The organism is Aurantiacibacter suaedae (genome assembly GCF_005434915.1).
Lineage (GTDB): Bacteria > Pseudomonadota > Alphaproteobacteria > Sphingomonadales > Sphingomonadaceae > Alteraurantiacibacter > Alteraurantiacibacter suaedae.
This window is the reverse complement of record NZ_SKCG01000001.1, coordinates 899,301-915,042: the sequence shown is the minus strand read 5'-3', so window position 1 is coordinate 915,042 and position 15,742 is coordinate 899,301. Positions and strand designations below refer to the sequence as shown.

Annotated in this window: 15 protein-coding genes; 11 read left to right on the top strand and 4 right to left on the bottom strand. The window is 61.2% G+C overall.

Going from position 1 to position 15,742, the window contains the following annotated elements; genetic code table 11:
• The first annotated feature begins 23 nt into the window (after positions 1 to 23).
• From recO to E0473_RS04325, 3 genes are all read left to right on the top strand, one after another.
• Positions 24 to 623, top strand: a complete 600-nt coding sequence (gene recO, locus E0473_RS04335) for a DNA repair protein RecO (protein WP_137679592.1) — start codon at positions 24 to 26, stop codon at positions 621 to 623.
• Entirely contained in the window at positions 620 to 1,675 is a 1,056-nt protein-coding gene (gene leuB / locus E0473_RS04330) for a 3-isopropylmalate dehydrogenase (protein ID WP_137679591.1), read from the top strand. The genes recO and leuB overlap by 4 nt, the downstream gene beginning before the upstream one ends.
• Before the next feature lie 92 nt (positions 1,676 to 1,767).
• Entirely contained in the window at positions 1,768 to 1,953 is a 186-nt protein-coding gene (locus E0473_RS04325; protein WP_137679590.1) for a PLD nuclease N-terminal domain-containing protein, read from the top strand.
• A gap of 64 nt (positions 1,954 to 2,017) precedes the next feature.
• Here E0473_RS04325 and E0473_RS04320 read toward each other — a convergent pair whose 3' ends face one another.
• A complete protein-coding gene (locus E0473_RS04320; RefSeq protein ID WP_137679589.1) occupies positions 2,018 to 3,301 on the bottom strand; it encodes a phospholipid carrier-dependent glycosyltransferase in 1,284 nt (427 codons plus the stop codon).
• Between the two features lie 76 nt (positions 3,302 to 3,377).
• Between E0473_RS04320 and E0473_RS04315 the strand changes: the two genes are divergently transcribed.
• The 6 genes from E0473_RS04315 to E0473_RS04290 all read left to right on the top strand — a co-directional run bounded on the left by E0473_RS04315 (position 3,378) and on the right by E0473_RS04290 (position 9,629).
• Positions 3,378 to 4,586 carry a trans-sulfuration enzyme family protein gene (locus E0473_RS04315; RefSeq protein ID WP_137679588.1) on the top strand — a complete coding sequence of 403 codons (1,209 nt, stop codon included), beginning with the start codon at positions 3,378 to 3,380 and terminating at the stop codon, positions 4,584 to 4,586.
• 84 nt (positions 4,587 to 4,670) lie between these two features.
• The gene (locus tag E0473_RS04310; RefSeq protein WP_137679587.1) at positions 4,671 to 6,023 is read left to right on the top strand and encodes a PAS domain S-box protein; all 1,353 of its coding nucleotides are present in this window, start codon (positions 4,671 to 4,673) and stop codon (positions 6,021 to 6,023) included.
• 73 nt (positions 6,024 to 6,096) lie between these two features.
• Positions 6,097 to 6,513 carry a Co2+/Mg2+ efflux protein ApaG gene (gene apaG, locus E0473_RS04305; RefSeq protein ID WP_137679586.1) on the top strand — a complete coding sequence of 139 codons (417 nt, stop codon included), beginning with the start codon at positions 6,097 to 6,099 and terminating at the stop codon, positions 6,511 to 6,513.
• Between the two features lie 48 nt (positions 6,514 to 6,561).
• Positions 6,562 to 7,350 carry a LysR family transcriptional regulator gene (locus tag E0473_RS04300; protein ID WP_137679585.1) on the top strand — a complete coding sequence of 263 codons (789 nt, stop codon included), beginning with the start codon at positions 6,562 to 6,564 and terminating at the stop codon, positions 7,348 to 7,350.
• 91 nt (positions 7,351 to 7,441) lie between these two features.
• Complete coding sequence (locus E0473_RS04295) at positions 7,442 to 8,758, top strand: hypothetical protein (protein WP_137679584.1); 1,317 nt, start codon at positions 7,442 to 7,444, stop codon at positions 8,756 to 8,758.
• Positions 8,759 to 9,224: 466 nt separating this feature from the next.
• Positions 9,225 to 9,629, top strand: a complete 405-nt coding sequence (locus E0473_RS04290) for a helix-turn-helix domain-containing protein (RefSeq protein ID WP_137679583.1) — start codon at positions 9,225 to 9,227, stop codon at positions 9,627 to 9,629.
• Here E0473_RS04290 and E0473_RS04285 read toward each other — a convergent pair.
• From E0473_RS04285 to E0473_RS04275, 3 genes are all read right to left on the bottom strand, one after another.
• A complete protein-coding gene (locus tag E0473_RS04285) occupies positions 9,556 to 10,029 on the bottom strand; it encodes a hypothetical protein (RefSeq protein ID WP_137679582.1) in 474 nt (157 codons plus the stop codon). The two genes, E0473_RS04290 and E0473_RS04285, sit on opposite strands and share 74 nt — an antisense overlap.
• A 239-nt stretch (positions 10,030 to 10,268) precedes the next feature.
• Complete coding sequence (locus E0473_RS04280; RefSeq protein WP_137679581.1) at positions 10,269 to 11,483, bottom strand: hypothetical protein; 1,215 nt, start codon at positions 11,481 to 11,483, stop codon at positions 10,269 to 10,271.
• A 175-nt stretch (positions 11,484 to 11,658) separates the two neighbouring features.
• Positions 11,659 to 12,342: a hypothetical protein gene (locus E0473_RS04275; protein WP_137679580.1), complete on the bottom strand. Its 684-nt coding sequence runs from the start codon at positions 12,340 to 12,342 to the stop codon at positions 11,659 to 11,661.
• A gap of 303 nt (positions 12,343 to 12,645) precedes the next feature.
• Here E0473_RS04275 and E0473_RS04270 point away from each other — a divergent pair, with 303 nt between their 5' ends.
• The gene (locus tag E0473_RS04270) at positions 12,646 to 13,695 is read left to right on the top strand and encodes a glycoside hydrolase family protein (RefSeq protein WP_137679579.1); all 1,050 of its coding nucleotides are present in this window, start codon (positions 12,646 to 12,648) and stop codon (positions 13,693 to 13,695) included.
• A gap of 654 nt (positions 13,696 to 14,349) precedes the next feature.
• Positions 14,350 to 15,141, top strand: coding sequence for a hypothetical protein (locus tag E0473_RS04265; RefSeq protein ID WP_137679578.1), 792 nt, complete (start codon positions 14,350 to 14,352; stop codon positions 15,139 to 15,141).
• The last annotated feature ends 601 nt before the right edge of the window (positions 15,142 to 15,742 follow it).

The window sequence follows — 15,742 nt, the reverse complement described above, 5'->3', positions numbered from 1 at the left end:
CTCGGCAAGGCTAGGGCACACGAATGAAACTGCGCGCCTCCGCTATTCTCGTTTCCGCCCGTGCCCACGGTGAGACCGCCGTAATCGCGCGGTTGCTCACCGAGGATCACGGCCTCGTCGCGGCCTATGTCGCTGGTGGTCGTGGGCGGCAGTTGCGGCCCGTGGTGCTGCCGGGAAACCTCGTCGCGGCCGAAATCTCCGCGCGCTCTGAAAGTCAGCTGCCCTTCGCGCGGCTCGAACTGCTCTCCAGCCGGGGGCCGTGGCTGGCCGAGCCGTTGCCCGCCGCCGCCATCGCTTGGGTCACGGCGCTTACCGCCAGCGCCTTGCCCGAGCGGCATCCGTACCCCGCGCTCCATGCCGCGCTGGAGGCCTTGCTCGATGCTATCTGCCATGCGCCCTCGGCACGGGGCTGGGCCTCGGCGCTGGTCGGCTACGAAGCCTTGGTGCTGCGCGAGCTGGGCTATGGCGGGCGGGTCGAGCGGCCAGAGGGCGATATGGGTGCGGTGCTAGCGGCAATGGACGCGCTGGGCGAACCGATCGACCACTACCTGCTTGCGGGCACGCGCGGCGATGTTATGGCCGCGCGCTCACGCCTCAGAGACTTGCTGGAAAGAATACAATGATGATCGCTTGCTTGCCCGGTGACGGCATTGGCCCCGAAATCATGGCCCAGGCGCTGCGCGTTCTGGCCGCGCTCGACCTCGGCGTCGAGACCGCCATCGCCGACGTTGGCGGCGCGGCCTACAAGGCCCACGGCCACCCGCTGCCCCCTGAAACGCTTGACCTTGCCCGCACCAGCGACGCGGTGTTGTTCGGCGCGGTGGGCGATCCGGCCTGCGACAATCTCGAACGGCACCTTCGGCCCGAGCAGGCGATTCTCGGCCTGCGCTCGGCGCTCGGCCTGTTCGCCAACCTGCGCCCGGCCACCATGTTCAAGGGCCTTGAACACATGAGCGCGCTCAAGCCCGAGGTGGCATCGGCCATCGACCTGCTGATCGTGCGCGAGCTCAACGGCGACGTCTATTTCGGTGAGAAGGCCCAGCGCGTGCTCGAAGACGGGCAGCGTCAGGGCTACGACTTCATGTCCTATGCCGAGGACGAAGTGCGCCGCATCGCCCATGTCGCCTTCCGCGCCGCGCAAGGCCGGAACGGCAAGCTGTGCAGCGTCGACAAGGCCAATGTGCTCGAAACCAGCCAGCTGTGGCGCGACGTGGTGATCGAGGTCGCCGCTGAATATCCCGATGTCGAACTCAGCCACATGTATGTCGACAACGCGGCGATGCAGCTGGTGCGCAACCCCGGCCAGTTCGACGTGGTGGTGACCGGCAACCTGTTCGGCGACATCCTGTCCGATCAGGCCAGCATGTGCGTGGGCTCGATAGGCCTACTCGCCAGCGCCGCGCTGGGCGAGCGGCAGACCGCAAACGGCACCTTCGGTCTTTACGAGCCGATCCACGGCAGCGCGCCCGATATTGCCGGGCAGGGCAAGGCCAACCCGATGGCGATGATCCTGTCGCTCGCCATGCTGCTGCGCCATTCGCTGGGGCTGGAAGAGCAGGCCGCGCGGGTGGAAAAGGCCGTGTCGCAGGCGCTGGCGGACGGGATCACCGGGGCCGATCTGGGCGGCTCTGCCAGCACCAGTGAGGTGGGCGACGCGGTACTCGCGCGGCTCTAAAGTAATATTACTGAGGAACCGGAGCGATGCTTCGCCCGTTCCTGAGTCATAATCGCCGCAAATAGTTGCGGCTCCAAACTCAGGAGCGGACCATGGAATTTATCTTCGGCGTAGTCGTGCTGTTGCTCGACATCTGGGCCATTGTTAACATTATCTCGAGCCCGACCTCAACCCTCAGCAAGGTGCTCTGGACGATCGGCATTATTGTGCTGCCTATCATCGGTTTCCTTGCCTGGTTCCTGTTCGGACCGAAGTCGGGTTCGCGCTCGCTCGCTTAAACTCGATAATCTGACGAATAAAAAAGGCCGGCATCGCTTAACGCGGTGCCGGCCTTTTTTTGCCTCAACGCCAGCCCTCGAACCATGCCCAGAGCAGGAAAGACTGGCTATCTTCAAGCGGCGCGCCGCTAAGCACCGGATACCAGAAGGCAAAGATCGCCAGCGCGCCCAAGGTAATCGCCGCCGGGATCAGCCGCTCGCCGCGCTGCCACAGTCGCTGAACGGCCAAGGCGAGGGCAGCGGAAAGGAAGATCGAAGGCAGGAAATAGTGGAAGTAGAACTGCACCGGCTTGGGCGCCACGACCCATAGCGCCATGCTGATAAGATAGAGCAGCGCCACGCCAAGGCAGTCGCGCCGCGCCTCTTTCACGCCCACCCACAGACACCACACCAGCGCGGGAAGACCGGCGATCATGGTGACGGGATTGCCGATCAGCATCACCCCGCGCTGCGCTCCGTCGATCACCTCGTAAAGATACCAGATCACCCGGCTGTTCAAGATCCACTGCCACCACACGCTTTGATAGGGGTGCGGCTTAAGCACCTGCTGTTGCAGATCGAGCATATGGCGGTGAAGCGCCACGATCCCCTCACGCGTCGGGCCGGGATCGGCGAAGGCTGCATAGGGCTGGAAGGCGAGCCAGTAGACCGCGAGCGGCCACACACCGAGCCACAGCGCCGCCTCCCACAAGGCCATCCCGCGGATCGGCGCATAGCGCGTGGCCGTCAGCGCTTGCCAGCGGGCGGATTGCACGCGAAGGGCCAGGAAGGTCAGGCCCGGCAGTACGGCCAGTGGTACGGCGTTCCATTTGCAGGCCATCGCGGCGCCCAGGGCTGCGCCGCCGATCGCCAGCCGCCAGCGTGCGGTCTCGTTCTGGCGGAAGGCACCGACGACCATCCACGTCGCCAGCATCAAGAAAGAGGCCATGAACACGTCGAGCATGGCAATGCGCGACTGCACGAACAGCACGAAGTTGGTGGCCACGAACAGCCCGGTCAGCACGCTGGCCGTGCCCGCGCGTCCGGTCAGCCACATCGCGCGCATCGAGGAGAATAGCGCCAGCGTGCCGAACAGAGCTGCCAGCGCCCGCCAGCCGAACGGACTATCGCCGAACAGCCAGATCGACAGCGCGATCAGCTCCTTGCCCAGCGGCGGGTGTTCCAGGTTGGCCACATGCGACAGGTCGAGGAAGCGCCGCGCCGCGGGGAGATAGTGAACCTCGTCGAAGTAGGGCGTCGAGGGGATCTTGATGCGGATCAGCACCAACACCAGAAACACGAGGGCGATCAGGCCGTGCCACAGGATCGGATCGCTGGAGCGGTAGGGTGGGGCAAGCAGCCGTCTCATTGTTTTGGCGAATAAGATGGCGCAGCGCCAAGGGCAATTGGCAAATCCGTCGCATGTCCGTAAACGGCGGCGCATCATGAAGAAGACCACCGGACTAGATCGCAGCCAGACCAGTTCCTGGCGACCCGCAACCCGCGCCGTGCGTTCGGGCACCTGGCGCTCCGACCATGGCGAGACGAGCGAGGCGCTCTATCTCAACAGCGGCTATTCTTATGACAGCGCGCAGGAAGTGGCAGACCGTTTTGCGGGCGAAGCCGAAGGTATGGTCTATTCGCGCTTCCAGAACCCCACGATCGCGATGCTCGAAGAGCGGATTGCGGCGATGGAAGGGGCAGAGGCGTGCAAGGTGCAGGCTTCCGGCATGGCGGCGATGACCACCGCCCTGCTGTGCCAGCTTTCGGCCGGCGACCATGTAGTGGCGGCGAAGGCAGCTTTCGGCTCGTGCCGGTGGATTCTCCCCAATGTGCTCGGTCGCTTCGGCATCACCCATACGGTGGTCGACGGGCGCGACAATGCCGCCTGGGAGGCCGCCATCCAGCCCAACACCAAGGTGTTCTTTTTCGAAACTCCGGCCAATCCCACGCTGGACGTGGTTGACCTGGAATTCGTTTGCGGGCTGGCGAAGGCGCACGGGATCACGACGCTGGTCGACAATGCCTTTGCCACCAGCGCCTTGCAGCGTCCGCTCGAATTCGGGGCGGACCTGGTCGCCTATTCGGCCACCAAGCTGATGGACGGGCAGGGCCGCGTGCTGGTGGGCGCGGTCTGCGGATCGAACGAATTCATCCACGAGGTGCTTTCGCCGTTCCAGCGCAACACCGGCCCGGTCTGCGCGCCGTTCAACGCCTGGGTGGTGCTGAAAGGTCTGGAGACGCTCTCGCTGCGCGCCTTCAAGCAGAGCGAAAATGCGCTCGAAGTGGCAAAGTTCGTCGAGCAGCGCGGGGTGAAAGTGCTTTATCCCGGCTTGCCCAGCTTTGCCCAGCACGAACTGGCGGCGCGCCAGATGGATGCCTTCGGGCCGATCTTCAGCTTCGTGATGCCTGGCGGGCGCGAGCAAGCTTTCGCCGTGCTCGATGCGATGGAGCTGGTCGATATCTCCAACAATATCGGCGATTCCAAGTCGCTCGCTTGCCATCCGGCCAGCTCCACGCACCATTCGATGGGGCCGGAGGGGCGAGCCGACATGGGCGTCGACGAGGGAATGATCCGCATCAATATCGGGCTTGAAGACCCGCTCGACCTGATCGAGGATCTGGGCCGGGCGCTCGACACTGCGGGGATCTGATTGAGCGCATAGACAAATGTATGGTGCTGCGATGGCCAATCTCGCATATGCAGCAGATCATTATCTGCCAGAGCCGTCCTGCAAGTGCCCACGCATCCTGATTTTTATTCCAACCTGGTAGAGTCGTGCAGCGATGCGATCGTTGCCAAAGATGTCGACGGCACGATCGTTGGCTGGAATGCCGCGGCCGAGCGTCTGTTCGGCTATACGGCGGCGGAAATGGTCGGGCGCACCAACCATTGTCTTCTGCCTGAGGACCGTCAGAACGAGGAAGAGGATGTCCTCGCCCGTGTGCGCGAAGGCGAGGTCGTCGGCCAGTTCCTGACTAAGCGGCTGCACAAGGACGGCACGCTGCTGGACATTTCGGTTACGGTTTCGCCGGTGCGCGATGCCACTGGCGAGATTGTGGGGGCGAGCAAGATCGCGCGCAATGCCGGGCCCTACCTCGAAAACCAACGCCGCATTCGCGAGGCCGATCTGCAATTTCGCATGATGGCCGACAACATCAGCCAGCTTGCCTGGATGGCGCACCCGGATGGCAACATCTTCTGGTACAACAAGCGCTGGTACGACTACACGGGCACCGACTTCGAGACGATGCAGGGCTTCGGCTGGCAAACCATCCATCATCCCGATCATGCCGAGCGCGTGATCGCGCGCTACAACCAGAGCTTTGCGGCGAAGGAACGCTGGGAAGACACTTTTCCGCTGCGTGGCAAGGACGGGCAATATCGCTGGTATCTCTCCCGCGCGCTGCCGGTGCGCGGCGAAGATGGCGAGGTGCAATACTGGTTCGGCACCAATACCGATATCACTGAAGAGCGCGAGCAGGCCGAGCAGATCCGCGTGCTGCTGATGGAGGTGAACCACCGTTCCAAGAACATGCTGGCCATCGTCCAGGCACTGGCCCGGCGCACCGCTCCCGACGATGCCGGCTTCGTCGCCCGGTTCGAGGAACGGGTGCGCTCGCTTGCGGTCAATCAGGATATTCTGGTGCGGCGAGAATGGCGCGATGTGCCTGTGCTCGAACTGGTGCAACAGCAATTGCGCTTTGTCGAAACGGCGCTCGGCGGTCTCATGATCGACGGGCCGGCTGTCGCGCTCAGGCCGCGCGCTGCCGAGGTGATCGGCATGGCCCTGCACGAGCTGGCGACCAATTCGCTAAAGCATGGCGCGCTGTCGCGTGACGGCGGCAAGGTCACGATCGGATGGAACGTACGCAAGGCGGACAGCGAAGGCGCGGGGGGGTTCACCATGTTCTGGTACGAGGAGGGCGGCCCTCCTGTGGCCGCTCCACAACGCACCGGCTTCGGCACCAGCCTGATCAGCGACATCCCCAAACGCTCTCTTTCGGCCGAGGTTACGCTGGAATATGCGCGTGGCGGCGTGAGATGGGAGCTTTCATGCGGGCCGGAGGTGATCGTCGGTCAGAGCTGAAGCGCGCGACTTGCGCAGGCACTGATCGCGTAGGCCTTGCTCCTGACGGCAAAGCCGTTAGGCTGCGCGCACGATGACCGATACCGTGCTTCACTCGCTGTTCCAGCATGTCGCCACCACCCACGGCGTGACCGTTCGCGTGGCTGTCAGCTTCATGCCCGAGCAATCGCGGGTGGAAGCCGGCCGCTGGTTCTGGGTCTATCACATCCGGATCGAGAACGAGCGCGAGGAAACGATCCAGCTGCGCACCCGCCACTGGCGCATTTCCGATGCCGACGGGATGGTCAACGTGGTCGATGGCGAAGGTGTGGTTGGCGAAACGCCCGTACTCGCTCCGGGGCAGACGCACGACTATGTTTCGGGCTGCGAACTGAGCACGCGCCACGGCGCGATGGAGGGACACTATGCCTTCACCCATGCCGATGGCTCACTGTTCGAGGTGGCCATTCCGCATTTCGTGCTCGAAGCTCCGGCCGAAAGCGCGCACTAGAGGGCTTGCCCGGCCCTGCGACGAGGCATAGACCGCGCGCCCAGAACCATGAAACGCACGCACCTGCCCTTGAACGCCCTGCGCGTATTCGATGCCGCCGCGCGGCACCTCAGCTTCACCCGCGCTGCCGACGAGCTGGCCGTGACGCCCGCCGCTGTCGGCCAGCAGATCCGTGCGCTTGAAGACGTGCTCGGCGTGGTGCTGTTCCGCCGCACCAGCAAAGGCCTGGAATTGACCGAGGAGGCGCAGGCCGGCCTCGAGCCTTTGCGCGAAGGCTTCCTCCGGTTCGAAGAAAGCGTTGAGGCGATGCAGGCAGGGCAGGGTTCGTCGACCTATGCCATCGCCGCCCCGCGCGAGTTCTTCGCTCAGTGGCTGGCACCGCGGCTGGCTTCGTTCCGCGCTGCCAACCCCGAGGTGCGATTCGCACTGGCGGGCGATGAACATGCCGATTTCACCGAGGCCAACCTCGATCTGGCAATCCGGCTCGTCGAAGGGCCGGGCGAGCTTGAGGGTATCCAGCTCGCTCCCGGTGAGCGGGTAGCCGTGGCTGCGCCGGGCGGGCAGGAAGGCTGGATCAGCTGGCCCGGCTTCGAACCGGAAGACGAGGCGCGCGTGGTGCTTCAGGCAGGCAACGCCGGTCAGGCACTGTCGGCAGCGCGGGCGGGAATGGGCACTGCGTGGATGCCGCTGGCGCTGGCTGCCGAGGCGCTGGCGGGCGGCGTGCTGCAAGCGCAGGGTGAGCCGCAGACTTGTCGCCGCGCGTTCTGGCTGGTCGCCCCGCGTCCGCAATGGCGGCAGAAGAAAGTGCGCGCGCTGGTCGCCCATCTCACCGGTTAACATCCGCAGAAATCCGCAGGCTTTCGTTTGCCAGCGCAAGGCCGGGTGCCTAAGCCGGCCCAATGCCGTGCCGGATGATGGAGATAATACGATGCGTTCAGGTTTTGTGATGGCGGCGCTGCTCGCCAGCGCGGGAATGGCCATTCCGGCGACCGCGCAAGACGTTCGCAATCTCGATCAGGAACAAAGCGATGCCCGCGTTTTTAGCGGAGCCTTCGACGGTAAACCGGTGCTGTTCGAAGTGTCGCTGGCAGCCGGAGAGGCGATGCGCGTGGATGTGATCGCAACCAGCGAGATGGACCCGGTGCTGCGCATCTATAACGCGGCCACGGGCGACCTGATCGTCGAGAACGACGATGGCGGCGACAGCCTCAATTCGCGCGCCGTGGTCACCGCCACCGAAGACATGGACCTGCGCATCGAAGTGAGCGCTTTCTCCGCTGAAGCGGCCGCAGAAGAAGTGGCTGAGGCGGCGATGGGCGACGAGGTCGTCGAGGCGGGCGATGGGGGCTTCGTGGCCCCGCAAACCTTCGATCTCAAGCTCACCGCGCTCGATTACGATGCGCAGGGTGTGCGCGCGGTCAGCTGGAATGCCGAGGAGAAGGGGCAGATCTTCGGCGGAGAGGAACACCTGTTCACCTTCGCTGGGGAGGAAGGCTTGCTGCTGGAAGTGGCGATGGTGGCCGATACCGATATCGGCAACGAACTCGATCCCTATCTCGCCTTGCGCGATGCCAGCGGCCAGACCGTTGCCGAGAACGACGATGGCGGCAGCGATCTCAATGCCTTGCTGCGCTATGTTATGATGAGCGATGAGGCCTACACCATCGTCGCCAGTGGACTTGGCGACAGTGTGGGCGGCTATACCCTGCGCGTCGGCCCGCGGCGCGAGCCGGTGGTTCAGGCACCGTTGCAGGTGCTCAGCATCGACGATACCGCGACCGGGCGCGTAGGCGCGGGCTACGAGAACGGCGATCTCGACCCCGCTTCGATCATGTACCAGCTCTCGGACAGCGCGCTGGCTGCGATCCGTAATGGCGGTTCGGGTGAAATCACGGTGCGGATGACGAAGGCGGTGAGCGACGATCCCGATTTCGCCAATGGGCTCGATCCGTACCTCGAACTGGGCTTCGACACACCGCTCGGCTTTGCCGTGGTGCAGACCGACGATGACGGCGCTGGCGACCTCAACGCCATGATCCCGGTTGATCTGTCGACCTTGGCCGAGAACACTGAATTGCTCGACGTCTTGCGCATCAGGGTCAGCGGATTTGGCGAATCGTCGGGTGACTATGTTCTCACCGTCACCGAGGGGCTCGATCCGATTGACGCCGAGTACGAGGACTATCTCGAAAGCTCGCGTGCACCAGCCAGTGCGCCCTCGCTGGCGTTGTCGGTCGACAAGTAAGGCTCCGAGTTCGCGCGCGGCAGGAGCGGAGCGTGTTTCGGCTCCGCGCTGCCCGCGCGCCGATTACCGAGGCACTGCGGTGCCATTGCGAGCCGGGAGCACCAGCTCCGTGGACTTTTGCGATGCACGGCAAGTCCGGGGTGACTTGCGCAAGCTGTGATATTCTCCCGCAGCCGACGGCGCAGCCCAGGTGCGCTTTCCTCTCGGTCCCAGCGGCTTGCGGTCTGCCCCGCGACGAGCATCGACCGGCCGAAAGCCTAACAGATAAACATATTGCAGCTTTTACGGCGGTGCCGCAGGTTGCGCAGCGCCGGTTTGGAAAAGTGGGCAGGGCGCGGCTGTGTGCTGTCCTTAGCCTGTAAAGCGCGTGCTTGCTGGCTGGCCAGAAAGATTCGCCCGACACGGTCTTTTCTTTGCAAATTGTAAAACTTTGCAAAGAATGGTATTAGGTACAGGTAGTTGATATATGCAAGTAGCTGACAAGGATGCAGATAAGCATAAGTCGGTCGCCAAATCTCCAAGCGGCCGGGGGGAGGGTGCAACAATGCCGGACGACGATACTGAGCACGAAGACTGGGCATTCGCGCGGGGAGTTGGTGAGTCCTCGGGCGATCTGGAAACGCTGACAGATGAGGCGCTCCGCCGAGTGCGCAGGCTCAGCCCGCAGGCGCGCCAGCTTCTCGATCTGCTTCTCGAAGGGTATGGCAAGGCCGATATCGCCGCCGAAACAGGCCTGACGCCGGATCAGGTCGAAGAAGCCCAGGCGGGTTTGTTAGACGAACTCGGCGCTCACACGACTACCGACGCGATCCGGATTGGGATCTGTGCGGACTACCGCCAGTCAAAGGATAGGTTTGTATCGCCTGATTGAGTTCGTGCTCTATCAACAGGCATTCCATAATAGCGGCGAGCAGCGCCTGAGCCGCCGTGGTGGCAACGGCCTTGCCAATCGCACCGCCCGAGAAAAGGCGGACGCTGACCTTCGCGCCCTTCCTGCCGCGATGAATTTCCAGTTCCGGGCTCGCGCCAAGCAGCAAGGTGGCCGCGCAGTCGAGCTGGCTGGCGTCGAGCAGGGCTTCCAGGCAGGCTTCGTTGTCCCGATCGAGGGCTTTGATCCGGATCGCTTCGGGCGCCAGTAGGCACAGGTGGTAGGTAAGCCGCAGAAAGCGCGCGAGCGCGTCCTTGTCCAGCTCGTCATCCTCCAGCGAAGCGGCGAGCATCTCGACCCTGCGGATCCAGATCTCCGGCAGCAAAGGTTCCAGACCCTCCACATCGCAGCTGTCCATCCGCCGCTCCCTTGATTTTCATCCATCGCCCAAAAGTCGCCAAGGACGTACCTTTCGCGATCTGTTTTCGGGTGCGCCTTTACACCGCAAATTGATTCTGTTCTGTCGCGAAAACAACGCGTTCACTATAACAGCTCATGACGCGCGCGCTTGGCTAAGGCGAACAACCGGACGTTGCAAGAGTTTTCGTAAAGGTAGCATGGTACCGTTTCCCGGTGATATCGTTATAAATCGCCACGCGCGGGCCTTGGTCCGGTGCCGGGGTCGTGATCGAAGGGCTGGGCGAAGCGGCTGCGGTCATCGTTTTCGGCGGTGACCGCCTCCTCCTCGCCCGCCGCGATACGCGCCTGCTGCGCGCGACTCGCGCTGATGTAGTCGCGCGGCATGTAGTTGCCCTCGTGGCAGGCATATTCGAAGAACTGATAGTCCTCATCGCGGCTCCACGAAACGCGTGTGGTCCAGGGCTGGGTATAGACCTCGGGGTCGGAATAGGTGAGCTCGTGAACGATCTCGTCCGGCCCGACCATGGTCAGCCGCTCCACCGTCATCGCCTGATCGCTCATCGGCACGGTGTTGAAGGCGGGCACGGTGGTGGTTCCGGTGAACTGCGTCGCCATGTTGAGCGGGCTGGCCGAGCGTTCATAGGAATCGCGCGTGGCGCTGTCGCCTGAGACGATGTTGGTGGTCTCGATCACCAGCGTCTTGCCTTCCCACCAGCCGCGCGAGTTGCCCATCCACGCCTCGACCGGCTCGCTCCAGCGGGCCGCCTGCGCCGCTTGCTTGCTGTCATAGATCTTCGCCACCCGCGTGCCGAGCATCTCCAACACGATGGTCATCACGCCGGGGCTCTGGAAGATGCGGATGCCGTTGTTGTAGCGGAACGGGTACATCGAGGCCGGAAACCCGCGCGAAACGCAGCGGTCCCAGCTATCGAAATCGCTCACCCAGTCGTAACCCTGACCCGGCACCCAGCCCGAGCGGCCTTCCTTGAACAGCTCCATCGCCTGCGGGGTGAGGGCGGGAAGCTGACCATCGGCAGGCGAAACGAGCATCGCCGTGCGCTTGCCGAAGCTGGTCGACTGGAACCACGCCTCCAGCCCCTCTGTGCCGGCCGTACCGATGCCGGTCTCGGTCGCCTCCGAGAAGCTGCCGTCGTTCCCGCGCGCAGCGGCGAGGCGGCGTTCGAACTCCTCGTCCGTAACCCATTGGCGATCGCCATAGGCGGCGGGGCGCTGGAACAGGATGTGCCCGGTGTTGATATTCTCGATCGGCCAGATGCCGGTGAAATCGTAATCCCCCCAAGCGGTTTTCGCAGGTTCGTACGTCGTGGGAACGGCCGGCAGCTCGGTGAGATCGGCAGGCCGCTCCTGCGCCATGGCGGGAACGGTAAGCGCGGCGGCGGACACGGCGCACAAGACGGAGGCAAAGCGGCTGATCATCGGTTGTCTCTCCCCAGACAGATACGGGCAAATTGATTTTGTCCATTTCTAGGGGAGTTTGTCCGGCGCGGCAATATTTGTTTGGCCTCAGGCGCCGGCGCTCGCATGCGCTTGCATGCGCTCGCTTGGCTGTCCTCGCTCCCGGGCAGGCAAGCTGCCCTCCGCTGCGCTTTTCTTAGTCAGCTTCCCGGCCAGCCTCAGCCTCTTTCGCGCGCAGCGCATCGACCTCGGCGCTGATCAGGTCGACCAGCGCGCCGCGGTTGCGCTCGGCCTGCTGCATGAGGTCGGTCAGCACCTCGGCGCGGATGCGTTCGTAGACCGCGTTGCCGGGGCGCAGGTGCTGCGAGTATTTCTCCGGACGCCGGTTCTTCAGGAAGAACATCACGAGGTTCTCGTTGTGCTTCGCGCCGTGCACGACGATGTCGCCATTGGCGAGCACATGTTCGTAGGGCACGCCATTGATCGCGCGCTCCATGGCTGCAGCCTCGATCCGGTCGACCCCGCGATCGACCGCGGCTTCCCACGCGGCGGCAAAGCCCTCGGCACCGGGCTGCTGGCGCAGCTTGTATAGCGCCTCGAGCGAGACCCCGATATGCATGGCCGCGCGCGCGACGATCCCGGTGGCGGCGAGCATGGCGATGAAGTCGCGCTGCTTGTCGGGCGTGATCGAGTTTTTGCGCGGCCTAGCGTGGAGATAGGGCGCAAAGTCGAGCAGCGGATCGTCCGCGGCGGGGAGCGGGCCGGGAGCGGTCATATAGCTGGTGCCCTGACGCGCGGAGGCGCGCTGGTGGCCGTTGGGCGCGGGGGTGTCAGGGGTGAGCGGCTGCGGGCGCGCGGGCTTTATGGGTGAGTCGGACATCTGCCAGTGTGGAGCAGATTTGGAGGTGTGTAGGAAAGGGGGATTGGATCGGTAGCTGCCGGTTGGTTCTTGGGTGTCCAAGATGGGAAAGCTGATCAGACGCTAACGCTCTACTTGTGGACAGTTAGATTTTCGGAGCAAGTGTTACGCCAGAACATTAAGGCTCTGATAGAATTCGGAAAAAACAGTTTCTGCTGATCCTGGGTAGCCACTGACTACTTTCTATCATACCAACGGGAGATTAATTGGGCATTCCATCTGAGAGGTATAGCTTTGCGAAAGAAGGCATTTTTGGCGGTTGCAATGATGATTGCAACTCTTGCGCTTATTTTTTTCGGCTTCGCATGGGGCTTCGCGTCGGGTAAAAAGAACGTGTTTCCGGCTGCAATAATTTCAAAATTCGAAGAGCAAGATTTTTCAAAAAGTGCTGAAAAATCGGAGCTTCCGGAAAACTTTAGCGAAATTAGTGCGCAATGCAGGCAAGCAAGCTTTCCTATTTCAGATCAGTTTGGGAACAATCACGATCCGGTATACCTTCCAGGTGTGAAAGGAAGTGAATACAATAACTACCTCATTATATCTGGAGTGGATGGTGTAAGGCAGCTTTATGGAGCTAATTCCCTTTCTAATAATCCCAATAATTGGAAGCTAGTGAATGAAAATTTGAAGATATCTGAAGATTATGAATTAGATGACGGAATAATGGTTAATGGGATTTATTACATATTTGAAAATGGAAATATTTATGAGGTAGATGTTCCTTTGGAAAATTCCTCTGGAAAATGGAATGTTGTAGGGCACTTTCCAAAAGAACTTGATGATATCGGAGTTTACTACGACGGATCGATTTTGCATATTTTTGGAGAATATGGAGAATATTCGGGCGGTTATGATGGGGCGAGGCTCGCCTATGCAACTTCCGACCTTACCTTCAAAAATTGGAATATTGTTAGCACAAACATCCTTGACCCGAATACAAAACCCGAAAGCAATTGGGGGGTTGGCGACCCTTCATTAATCGTTCTGGGCGGGAGGGTGATTATGATCACCGACATAGAGGGGCCAGGAGATCCATATCGAATTGCATTGTGGGAGTCTGATGGCTTTGGTCGCAACTTCAATTTTGCAGGAATTCTTGCTGCGCCAGCTCCCGGCAACGCTGGGTATAATAATTATCGAGTACAGGATGGTGATTTTGCAGTTTCAGCCGATGGACAGATATACATGTTTGCCAATTGGATGGACACTGACGGGAACCCCGGGCACAAGCTTCCCCTGTTTTCGGAAGGCTGGACCCGTGTTGTAGGGGGGTATCATTGCGCGATTGACGTGCGAGTGGCCGCCGGGCCCTAAGCGGCATAACCGGCCTGCTTAGGCATTAGATGTGGGGTTATGGACTCGCCTCTTCTCACACAGCCGAAATGGCCACCTTTCTTGGGTCCACGACCTCAAAGCTAGATATTATCAACCTAGGTCGTAAACAAACAAACTGACTTGCGTTATTCAAAGTGGATTGATTCGAGGTCTTGAAGAAGCCTTGGATGACACGACGCAAAGTCGAGCAGCGGATCGTCCGCGGCGGGGAGCGGGCCGGGAGCGGTCATATAGCTGGTAGCCTGACGCGCGGTGGCGCGCTGATGGCCGTTGGGCGCAGGGGTGTCAGGATTGAGCGGCTGCGGGCGCGTGGGCTTTTCTGATGAGTCGGGCATCTGCGAGTGTGGAGCAGATTTGGAGGTGTGTAGGAAAGGGGCTTTGGCCGGCTAGCGGGCCGATGGTGGTCGGTCTGCTTTTGGTACAACGCCATCTGGCGCCGACGCCAATTTAAGGCGGTCGGTCATCGTCCACATACTGTCGATACCGCGCACTCTGGTTGCGCCATCGCTCCCACATGCCGCCCATGCGATAATTACGGCAAGTTTTCCAAGGGAATAGTGTGTTGCAGGTGGAGAAAAAATGTCATATTAATGAAATATAAAGTTCATTTATGTGCAACAAAGCGAGGCGGGAATGCAGGTTGAGCTTGAGGTGAGCCCGAAGGCTGTGGCCCGATATCTGTTCGCCAGCTTAGGCGCTTTGGTAGTTCTTGGCACGGCCGCAGATCTCTGGCTCGCGACTTATCCGGGGCCGGTCACCCAAGAGGTGCTGCATAGATTTTCGCTGGTCCGCGATTTGAGCATCCCAAGTTGGGCATCCTCAATAGTGATGCTAACTTGCGCGATAGCTCTAAGTCTGACTGCGTGGAGTGAAAGTCGAACCGGAGCACCATTCGCCAGAGGATGGTGGATCATTTCGTTTGCTTTCTTCGCCCTTTCTCTAGACGAAATCGTAATGGTGCACGAATTAAGCGGCATTATCCTTCAAAGAGCAGCTCCAGGTGTCGAAGAGCTTGGTGGCATATTTCATTACAGTTGGGTTTTGGTTGCTATTCCAGTTGTTGCCTTTTTTGCCGCCATCATGTTCCGATGGTTTTTGGTACTGGGGCGCCGGACTCAAATGCAATTCTTACTGTCTGGGGCTATTTTCCTTTCAGGCGCAATTGGGCTTGAAATGGCGGGTGCCGCGCTTGATGCCGCTACATCTGAAAACGGGATGACGTACTTCATGCTGACGTCTATCGAGGAGTCTTTAGAGCTGCTTGGCATATCCCTTTTTCTCTTGGCTATCCTCGAAAGATTCAGCGAAAAGGGCATCTCCTTACAAATGAGCGTTGCGAGTGCTCCCCCGCGGCAAGCTAGGCATGACAAGCAATTGCCGCGCAGGCCATTAGGATCTCCGGCTCTAGATGACGGCCGCGTATAGGCTCTCAACTCGAAGGCAGAATACCCGCTTCCAAGGTGCTTTGCTGCCATAGACGCCAATTTGAACCATTGGCAGCTTAGGGAGCCAGCGTCGGGCGTCGGGGCGAAAATCGCGACTACTCGTCTAATGACTGAGTTTGCGGCGCATAGCTGCAATTCCAACATTGCTAGCCAAATGGCAGCTTTCGCGGTCGCAGGTCGACCATCGGAGTGACAAGGATTGGAGCGCGGCGTTTTCATGGGCCCATATCCCTTGACCCGCACCCCACACCCCGCTAATGGCCCGCACTTCGCAGGTCCGTCCGCAAGGTCGGCTTTGCAATCATAGAGCTGAACATTGTCGGCCCAGTCCCTAGGCTAACGCAAAGGGGCAGTCGGCAAAGTAACCCGGTTATCTGGCTGTGCCAGCATTCCGGGTGGAGCGTTTCAGGCTCGCGCGATACATGCTCGCTTGTCCATTGCGGCAGGCAGCTTCGCACGATCCCGATACATTCCATCCGGAACGCTGTTTCAACCCGGTGACCAATTAGGGTCCGGGTCTTTTTCCATGCCTGCTCAGAATTGGGCGGGCAAGGGCAGGGGCCGGGGTCCGCAACCCGCAC

Excerpts from the sequence above, each read along its gene's own strand:
- recO (WP_137679592.1), top strand. The coding sequence starts at position 24 with ATGAAACTGCGCGCCTCCGCTATTCTCGTTTCCGCCCGTGCCCACGGT.
- leuB (WP_137679591.1), top strand. The coding sequence starts at position 620 with ATGATGATCGCTTGCTTGCCCGGTGACGGCATTGGCCCCGAAATCATG.
- E0473_RS04325 (WP_137679590.1), top strand. The coding sequence starts at position 1,768 with ATGGAATTTATCTTCGGCGTAGTCGTGCTGTTGCTCGACATCTGGGCC.
- E0473_RS04320 (WP_137679589.1), bottom strand. The coding sequence starts at position 3,301 with ATGAGACGGCTGCTTGCCCCACCCTACCGCTCCAGCGATCCGATCCTG.
- E0473_RS04315 (WP_137679588.1), top strand. The coding sequence starts at position 3,378 with ATGAAGAAGACCACCGGACTAGATCGCAGCCAGACCAGTTCCTGGCGA.
- apaG (WP_137679586.1), top strand. The coding sequence starts at position 6,097 with ATGACCGATACCGTGCTTCACTCGCTGTTCCAGCATGTCGCCACCACC.
- E0473_RS04300 (WP_137679585.1), top strand. The coding sequence starts at position 6,562 with ATGAAACGCACGCACCTGCCCTTGAACGCCCTGCGCGTATTCGATGCC.
- E0473_RS04295 (WP_137679584.1), top strand. The coding sequence starts at position 7,442 with ATGCGTTCAGGTTTTGTGATGGCGGCGCTGCTCGCCAGCGCGGGAATG.
- E0473_RS04290 (WP_137679583.1), top strand. The coding sequence starts at position 9,225 with ATGCAAGTAGCTGACAAGGATGCAGATAAGCATAAGTCGGTCGCCAAA.
- E0473_RS04280 (WP_137679581.1), bottom strand. The coding sequence starts at position 11,483 with ATGATCAGCCGCTTTGCCTCCGTCTTGTGCGCCGTGTCCGCCGCCGCG.
- E0473_RS04275 (WP_137679580.1), bottom strand. The coding sequence starts at position 12,342 with ATGTCCGACTCACCCATAAAGCCCGCGCGCCCGCAGCCGCTCACCCCT.
- E0473_RS04270 (WP_137679579.1), top strand. The coding sequence starts at position 12,646 with ATGATGATTGCAACTCTTGCGCTTATTTTTTTCGGCTTCGCATGGGGC.
- E0473_RS04265 (WP_137679578.1), top strand. The coding sequence starts at position 14,350 with ATGCAGGTTGAGCTTGAGGTGAGCCCGAAGGCTGTGGCCCGATATCTG.